A 7,278-nucleotide genomic window follows, 5' to 3' on the forward strand; every position below is an offset into this window, starting at 1 on the left:
AAAGGCGATATGAAAATATCGCCTTTTATTTTTGGATTAATGTTGTTTCCATAATGGAAGTTGAATCGTGACGGCAAGCCCGCCTAAATTGCTGGATTCAGCCCATACTTTTCCATTGTGTTCATTCACTACATTATAGACAATTGTTAAACCTAGTCCTGTTCCACCAGTGGCTCGAGTTCTAGTTTCATCGACTCGATAGAATGGCTTAAAGATTTTATCAAACTCTTCTGGTGGTAGGCCTAAGCCATTATCATCTACTCGAATTTGTAGGCAATTATCATCCTGCTCATTTTTATGTAAATCAATGGTTAAGAAAATACGATCTTTCGTATATTTCAGTGCATTTCGAATAATGTTTTCAATTGCACTGGTAAGCAAGCTTAGGTTGCCGTAAATCATATGTTTTTCAGGATGTAAAATAGAAATATTGACATCGCAGGTGATCTTGCGCTGTTCAGCTTCAAATAAGGCATCTTTGATCACATCATCCCAAAGCTGATTAATAGGAAATAAATTATGCTCCATTTGAGAATGCATTTGTTGGCGAGAAATGAGTAACAACTCGCTGATCATTTTATCCATTCGTTGTATTTCTTTCTCAATGCGTTTAACTGGTTCAATATCCCCTGTTTGATGACGAACTAGAGCAGTGGAAAGTTGCAAACGCGTCAACGGTGTTTTTAATTCATGAGAAATAGATGAAAGCAGATTGTGTTGGTTTGAAATCAGATTATCAATCGCAATCGACATCTTGTTAAAGCTTTGTCCTACTTCTCGTAACTCTTCTGGACCATGATTTGCTAATTCATTATCAACCTTAAAGTTTCCTAACGCCACGCTATTAGCCGCCTTTTGTAAATTGGTAATAGGTTTGACGATAGTATGCGTAAACCACCAAAGTAAAGGAGTTGTAATAATTAAGGTCAAGAGCAATAAGACCCAAGGGTGGTCAAGCATATATCGTAAAATTTCTTGTTGACCATTTGCTCGAGACACAAAAAATAATTCAGAGGATTGTTCCGCATCCCCGATATAGACTTTAAAGGGGCCTGCAATTTGAATATCTTTAAAGGTTTTACGTTGTGGTTGGGCAAAGTTACTGGACTCTTGGGCGAACTGAGCAATATGCATTCTTTCTTCGCCTAAAGCACCAAAAATTTCTTTTTCCGGCGTCATGATGACTGGACGAGCAGAGTCAAATTTATCGGTTGGAAGCACTGGTACGCCAGCGAGGATACCGGTGATTCTATTGTTACGAATGGATTCAACGAGTTTCTTTTGATAGCTCGATATTTCGTTTTGATTCAAGTCAGAATATAAGCGGCTATCAAAATAAGGGAGTGCGACCAAAAGTGCGGTCATGGCAAAGAATGCCAACCAAAAAACAGTAAATGTGCGTATCGTGAGCTGATTTAAGCTGAATTTCTTGATAAGCATTATTCACAAACCAACAAGTAACCACGACCACGTAGCGTTTTCAGCCATGGTAAGCCATTGTCTCTTTCTGGAAGTTTTTTGCGCAAGTTTGACATATGCATATCAATCGAGCGATCAAAAGGAGAAAGGTGTTTGCCAAGTACATTCATGCTTAATTCTTCGCGAGAAACAATTTGTCCTGGACGAAGTACCAGTTTATGAAGTAGAGCAAATTCAGAGCCGGTTAGACCAAGATCTTGACCGTTATAAGAGGCTTGTTGAAGACCAGAGTGAAGTACTAAGCCACAAAATTCCAACGTGTTTTCTTCAGATGAAAGTGCGATCGAATTTTGTGAGGTTTCTTTTTCTGCTGGTGTAGCACGACGTAAAATGGCTTTAATACGAGCAACCAGTTCACGATCGTTAAATGGTTTTGGTAAATAGTCATCGGCCCCGAGTTCTAAGCCAAGGACACGATCGATCTCTTCACCACGAGCGGTAAGCATCATCACAGGGACATTTGATGTTTGGCGAATTTTCTTGAGTGTTTCAATGCCGTTTAATACGGGCATCATGATATCTAATAAAACTAACTGGTGGCTTGCATTTAGCTTATCTAACGCTTCTTGCCCATTATTGGCAACTTCAACCTCAAAACCAGTCAGTCGTAAAACTTCAGCAAGTAAATCTGTTAGTTCAATATCATCATCAACTAATAGAATCTTTGACATTTTCATTCTCTTGTAATACAACGAACCTGCTTGATAAGACAAGCAGGTGTTATTTTTTAATGATTACCAGAATTTCCACCAGCTTTTCTTACCTGCATTTTCAGGTGTGCTGATAATAGTATTATTTTCGTCTTGTTTTGCCACTTCAGGTAATGGCTTATCTAATTCTGCACTGCTTACTAGACCGTTTTGATCGAATTTCACCGTAAATGTGTGCTGTTCAGGTTTTTGGTAAGAGTGTTGTTGTAAGAACACGTAATACCAAGTTAGGTTATTATAAGGATCGATTAAAACCGGTGTGCCAAGCAAATATTGTACTTGTTGTGCGGTCATGCCTGGTTTAACTTGTGCCACAGTTGCCGCTTCTAAGTAGTTACCTTGTGGAACATCAATACGATAAACAACTTTTTGCACTGTTGAACAAGAAGTTAAACTTAATGCTAAAACAACTGCACCTAAAAATGTTCTTAATTGCATATTTTTTACCTTTTACTGCAAAATTATGTCGAATGATACCGAAACTTTATGATCTTGCCAAATTAATTATCGCACTTTAATGCTTTTTGAAGTTGATCTTTCAGATTTGGTGGTATCCCTTTGATTGTTAAAGTATCTGTAAGTGGATCCCATTTAATACGGTTATTCAATAAATCCGCATCAAAACTTAATGTCACACCTTTACCAGAACCTGAAAATTTCGTTAATGTTTTTAAGGCTGAACGTACTGGAGGAATGGTTTCTTCCAAGCCGTAATCTTGCTCTTCTGTAAAGGTGACAAAAGGGCGCTCGTTTAGAGTAGGTAAATTCGCTGAAAGTTCAGTTAAGGCAATTTCATCACCGCTTGCTAATTGACCTTTGCAGTATTCAAATACCTGTTTTTTCACCGCTTGGGTTTGTTCTTTGTTCAATTCCCCTTGTTCACAGTAGTCACTGACTGCTTGTAATAAGCATTGGTTTTGAACTTGTGGATTTAACCCTTCTTCAGCCCCTAAGAAATCCATAAAGAAGTCACTAATTTTACGACCAACACGACCTTTAATGAAGGTGAGATAGCGGTTTGAGTTGGCATTCACTTGCAAATCCGTTAAGTTGATACGTGCAGCTATATCAAATTGCGTGATATCTAAGTATTCCGTACGGCGAATTTCAAGATTTTCGTCAACTAACATACTGATGCGGCTGTCTAACAACGCAATAAATAGGTAATCCGTTGCTAAAAAGTTATATTGGCATAGGATAAGCGTACCGCTGTCAGCAAAATTATATTTGCCCAATTCTTGTGCTAATAGTTTCGTAGATTGTTGGCTGAAATTTAAAAAGTTGATTTCATTTTCTAATAAACGATTCAGATCTTGTGCAAAAATGGAATTCTCTTGGAAGACACCAAATGCTTTGCCTTTATTTTGATAACCTTGATGTAATTGCAACATCATTTGTTCGACTTCCGGCGTAATGGTGAGAAGTTCATCACGCAACACGCTTTCCATCGTAGTGGTTTCATTTTCAGCGTGCTTAACTAGTTGATGTAGCACGATTTGATTAACCGTAATGCTCATAATTTTTTCCTTCGTAAAATTTACCTTAAATTATAACCGCACTTTTTAAGCAAGAAAAAAGAAATTATTCAGATTGGACAAATTATCAGGTATGATATGAGAAGTTTTTTTGTATTTAGAACAGGCTTAAATATTCCAAATGGCTCAACATTCAAAGTATTCCGATGGGCAAGTTAATGCCATCATTAACGACATGATTAGCGTACTTGAAACTCACAAAGCACCCGTTGATCTTTCGCTTATCGCTTTAGGCAATATGGCCAGTAATTTATTGACTACTAGCGTGCCAGCCGCACAGCGTGAAGCTCTAGCTCAAGCCTTTGCCAACTCTCTAATGAATTCGGTAAAAATAAAATAAAATAAAATGTTTTGGTTTAAAAAGAGCAAATTTAACGGGCGTGAATACCGTGAAGAGACCTCACGAAAAATTTCGTGGGGACATTGGTTTGCTTTTTTTAACATTATCATCGCAATTCTTATTGGTAGTCGTTATGCCTTTCTCATTGACTGGCCAGATACCTTACTCGGTAAAATTTATTTCTTTATTAGCTTATTAGGGCATTTCAGTTTTTGTGTTTTTGCCTTGTATTTGCTGGTTATATTTCCGCTGAGTTTCATCATTAAAAATCACCGCACTTTCCGTGGGCTAACGGTGATTATCGCGACAATTTGCACTACATTATTGCTGTTTGATACGGAAGTTTTTAACCGCTTTAATATCCACCTTTCTTCTATCGTTTGGAATTTATTAGTAAATCCAGAAAAAGGTGATCTTTCACGAGATTGGCAAATCTTCTTTGCACCGATGCCTATTATTTTGCTGATTCAAATGCTTTTCTCTCGTTGGAGTTGGGAAAAGTTACGTAGTTTAGAGCGTCAAAAATGGCTCAAAAAAGTGGGATTAGTGCTAACTTCTACTTTTGTGGCCTCACACTTAATTTATGCTTGGGCGGATGCATTTTTATATCGTCCGATTACCATGCAACGTTCTAATTTTCCGCTTTCTTATCCAATGACTGCGCGAACCTTTTTAGAAAAACAAGGGTTTATTAATGCGGAAACATATTCTCAGCGATTGGAGCAAGAAGGGCGTTTGGATGCATTAAAAATTGATTATCCTAAAAAAGATCTTCAGTTTGAAGAAGTTGAAAACAAACCAAATATTCTCGTGATTACCGTTTCAGGCTTACGTTATGATGCGCTAACGAGCGAGAAAATGCCTAAATTGTTTGAGTTTGCCACAAGCTCTACTCAATTTACGAATCATTACAGCAGCGGCAATACGAATAATGCCGGCTTAGTAGGCTTATTCTATGGGCTGAATGCAAATTATACGGACAGTATTTTGAGTAATCACACACCGTCGGTATTAATTAAAAAGCTACAAGACGAGAAATATCAATTTGTTGCTTATTCGTCTACGGCATTTAAAGATAGCTTATTTAAACAAGCCTTGTTCCGTAATGTGAAATTACCTAAAGTGAAAGCCTCTTCGCCAAAAGAAGCGATAAATAGCGTTTTATCTCTCTTAAAAGAGGATAAACCTTGGTTTGCTTATGTGGATTTAGATGTTGCGGATCAAGCGGAAGAAAATTACACCAAATCGCTTGCGGAGATTGATCAACAAATTGATGACACTTTAGCATCAGTTTCCTTAGATAATACGATTGTTATTATTACGGCAGAGCATGGTAAAACGTTTAATAAACTGGATGAAAAAGCACAAGAAAACTATTTCGGTCGTGATGAAATCCAAGTGCCATTTATTGTTTACTGGAAAGATTTGCCGGTACAAGAAGTGACAAAATTAACAAGCCATACCGATTTATTGCCAGCATTGATGTCATCGATCTTTAAAGTGAAAAATCCAGTTTCTGATTATGCACAAGGCCGCAATTTATTTGAGCTTAATGGCGATCCTTGGGTGCTGGCATCGAATTTCCGTTGGAATGTCATTATTCAGCCGGATGGCACACAGTATCATATTGATCGTAAAGGAAACTATAAGAAATTTGATCGCACTTATACTGAGCAATCTTCAAGTCGCCCACCACTCGGCTTGTTCTTAGATGTCTTTAAACAAGAGCGTTCTTTTGTCAATAAATAGATAGCTTTTTTGTGCTTAAAATCTTATACTTTGCACTCAGTTGAAAGACTGAAAAGATGTTATTAATTAAAATCTGCGAATTTTTCATAACATTGTAAACAATTCACAATAGACCCGATCCTTATTGGGTTTGCTTTTCAATTAATACACTTCTCGTCTCTCTTTTCCTTTCTTTTTTGGCGGAGTTATTATGAAAAATCACGTTCGTAGCTTTAAAACGTTTATTCGAGACGAAATCATTAAAAAAGGTGGCTGGGTTAATGCCCATGCTCACGCAGATCGTGCTTTTACAATGACACCTGAAAAAATTGGTATTTATCACAATAGTAATCTTCAACAAAAATGGGATTTAGTGGACGAAGTTAAACGTACATCCAGTGTTGATGATTATTACGCTCGTTTCTGTCAATCGATTGAGCTGATGATTTCCCAAGGGGTGACAGCATTTGGTACTTTTGTGGATATCGACCCGATTTGTGAAGACCGAGCCATCATTGCTGCACACAAAGCTCGTGAAGTTTATAAGCATGACATTATTTTGAAATTTGCGAATCAAACCTTAAAAGGGGTCATTGAGCCAGAAGCACGCAAATGGTTTGATATTGGTTCTGATATGGTGGATATGATTGGTGGTTTACCTTATCGCGATGAGCTTGATTATGGTCGCGGCCTTGAGGCAATGGATATTTTACTTGATGCGGCTAAGTCTCGCGGCATTATGTGTCATGTGCACGTGGACCAATTCAACTCTCCGAAAGAAAAAGAAACCGAACAGCTGTGTGATAAAACCATTGAACATGGTATGGAAGGGAGAGTCGTGGCAATCCATGGTATTTCCATTGGTGCACATAGCAAAGAATACCGCTATAAACTTTATAAAAAAATGCGTCAGGCAAAAATGATGATGATTGCTTGTCCAATGGCGTGGATTGATAGTAACCGAAAAGAAGATTTGATGCCTTTCCATAATGCCTTGACACCTGCAGATGAAATGATTCCAGAAGGAATCACAGTCGCGTTAGGTACGGATAATATCTGTGATTATATGGTGCCACTTTGTGAAGGGGATTTATGGCAAGAACTAAGCTTGCTTGCTGCAGGCTGTCGTTTCCCACATCTTGATGCAATGGTTGATATTGCGAGTATTAATGGACGTAAAGTGTTAGGTTTAGAGCCAGTTTAATCCCAAAATTAGATAGAAGTGCGGTCATAAAACGAAACGTTTTGTGGCCGTTTTTATTTATAAAATAAAACAGAATTAATGTGACTTTGAATGATTTAAAAAAGGACTTTAAGAAAAGTGGTGGGCGATACCGGTCTCGAACCAGTGACCCCCTCCTTGTAAGGGAGGTGCTCTCCCAACTGAGCTAATCGCCCGATGCACCTGAAAAGGTATTCGGATTTATTTAAACACTAAAATTAAGTGGTGGGCGATACCGGTCTCGAACCAGTGACCCCCTCCTTG

At 38.0% G+C, this 7,278-nt stretch carries 7 protein-coding genes and 1 tRNA gene; 3 read left to right on the forward strand and 5 right to left on the reverse strand.

The annotated features are described in order from the left end of the window. Nucleotides 1-36: 36 nt before the first annotated feature. From cpxA to yejK, 4 genes are all read right to left on the reverse strand, one after another. The gene (gene cpxA, locus AC979_RS05310) at nt 37-1,440 is read right to left on the reverse strand and encodes an envelope stress sensor histidine kinase CpxA (RefSeq protein ID WP_049373196.1); all 1,404 of its coding nucleotides are present in this window, start codon (nt 1,438-1,440) and stop codon (nt 37-39) included. Beyond that, complete coding sequence (locus AC979_RS05315; protein WP_049373198.1) at nt 1,440-2,150, reverse strand: response regulator; 711 nt, start codon at nt 2,148-2,150, stop codon at nt 1,440-1,442. Before AC979_RS05315 ends, cpxA begins: the two co-directional genes overlap by 1 nt. Before the next feature lie 63 nt (nt 2,151-2,213). Then, nucleotides 2,214-2,627, reverse strand: a complete 414-nt coding sequence (gene bamE, locus AC979_RS05320) for an outer membrane protein assembly factor BamE (RefSeq protein ID WP_049373200.1) — start codon at nt 2,625-2,627, stop codon at nt 2,214-2,216. Nucleotides 2,628-2,689: 62 nt separating this feature from the next. Further along, complete coding sequence (gene yejK / locus AC979_RS05325) at nt 2,690-3,706, reverse strand: nucleoid-associated protein YejK (protein WP_049373201.1); 1,017 nt, start codon at nt 3,704-3,706, stop codon at nt 2,690-2,692. Nucleotides 3,707-3,845: 139 nt separating this feature from the next. Here yejK and AC979_RS05330 point away from each other — a divergent pair, with 139 nt between their 5' ends. The 3 genes from AC979_RS05330 (at nt 3,846) to AC979_RS05340 (ending at nt 6,996) form a co-directional block, all read left to right on the forward strand. Continuing rightward, nucleotides 3,846-4,064: a YejL family protein gene (locus AC979_RS05330; RefSeq protein ID WP_005698664.1), complete on the forward strand. Its 219-nt coding sequence runs from the start codon at nt 3,846-3,848 to the stop codon at nt 4,062-4,064. 6 nt (nt 4,065-4,070) lie between these two features. Further along, nucleotides 4,071-5,813, forward strand: a complete 1,743-nt coding sequence (locus AC979_RS05335) for a DUF3413 domain-containing protein (protein WP_049373202.1) — start codon at nt 4,071-4,073, stop codon at nt 5,811-5,813. A gap of 190 nt (nt 5,814-6,003) precedes the next feature. Next, entirely contained in the window at nt 6,004-6,996 is a 993-nt protein-coding gene (locus tag AC979_RS05340) for an amidohydrolase family protein (RefSeq protein ID WP_049373204.1), read from the forward strand. Between the two features lie 118 nt (nt 6,997-7,114). Here the strand turns inward: AC979_RS05340 and AC979_RS05345 are convergent. Next, nucleotides 7,115-7,190 (reverse strand) — tRNA-Val (locus AC979_RS05345). Nucleotides 7,191-7,278 lie beyond the last annotated feature (88 nt).

It is taken from the genome of Parahaemophilus parainfluenzae (genome assembly GCF_001053575.1).
In the GTDB taxonomy this organism is placed as follows: domain Bacteria; phylum Pseudomonadota; class Gammaproteobacteria; order Enterobacterales; family Pasteurellaceae; genus Haemophilus_D; species Haemophilus_D parainfluenzae_S.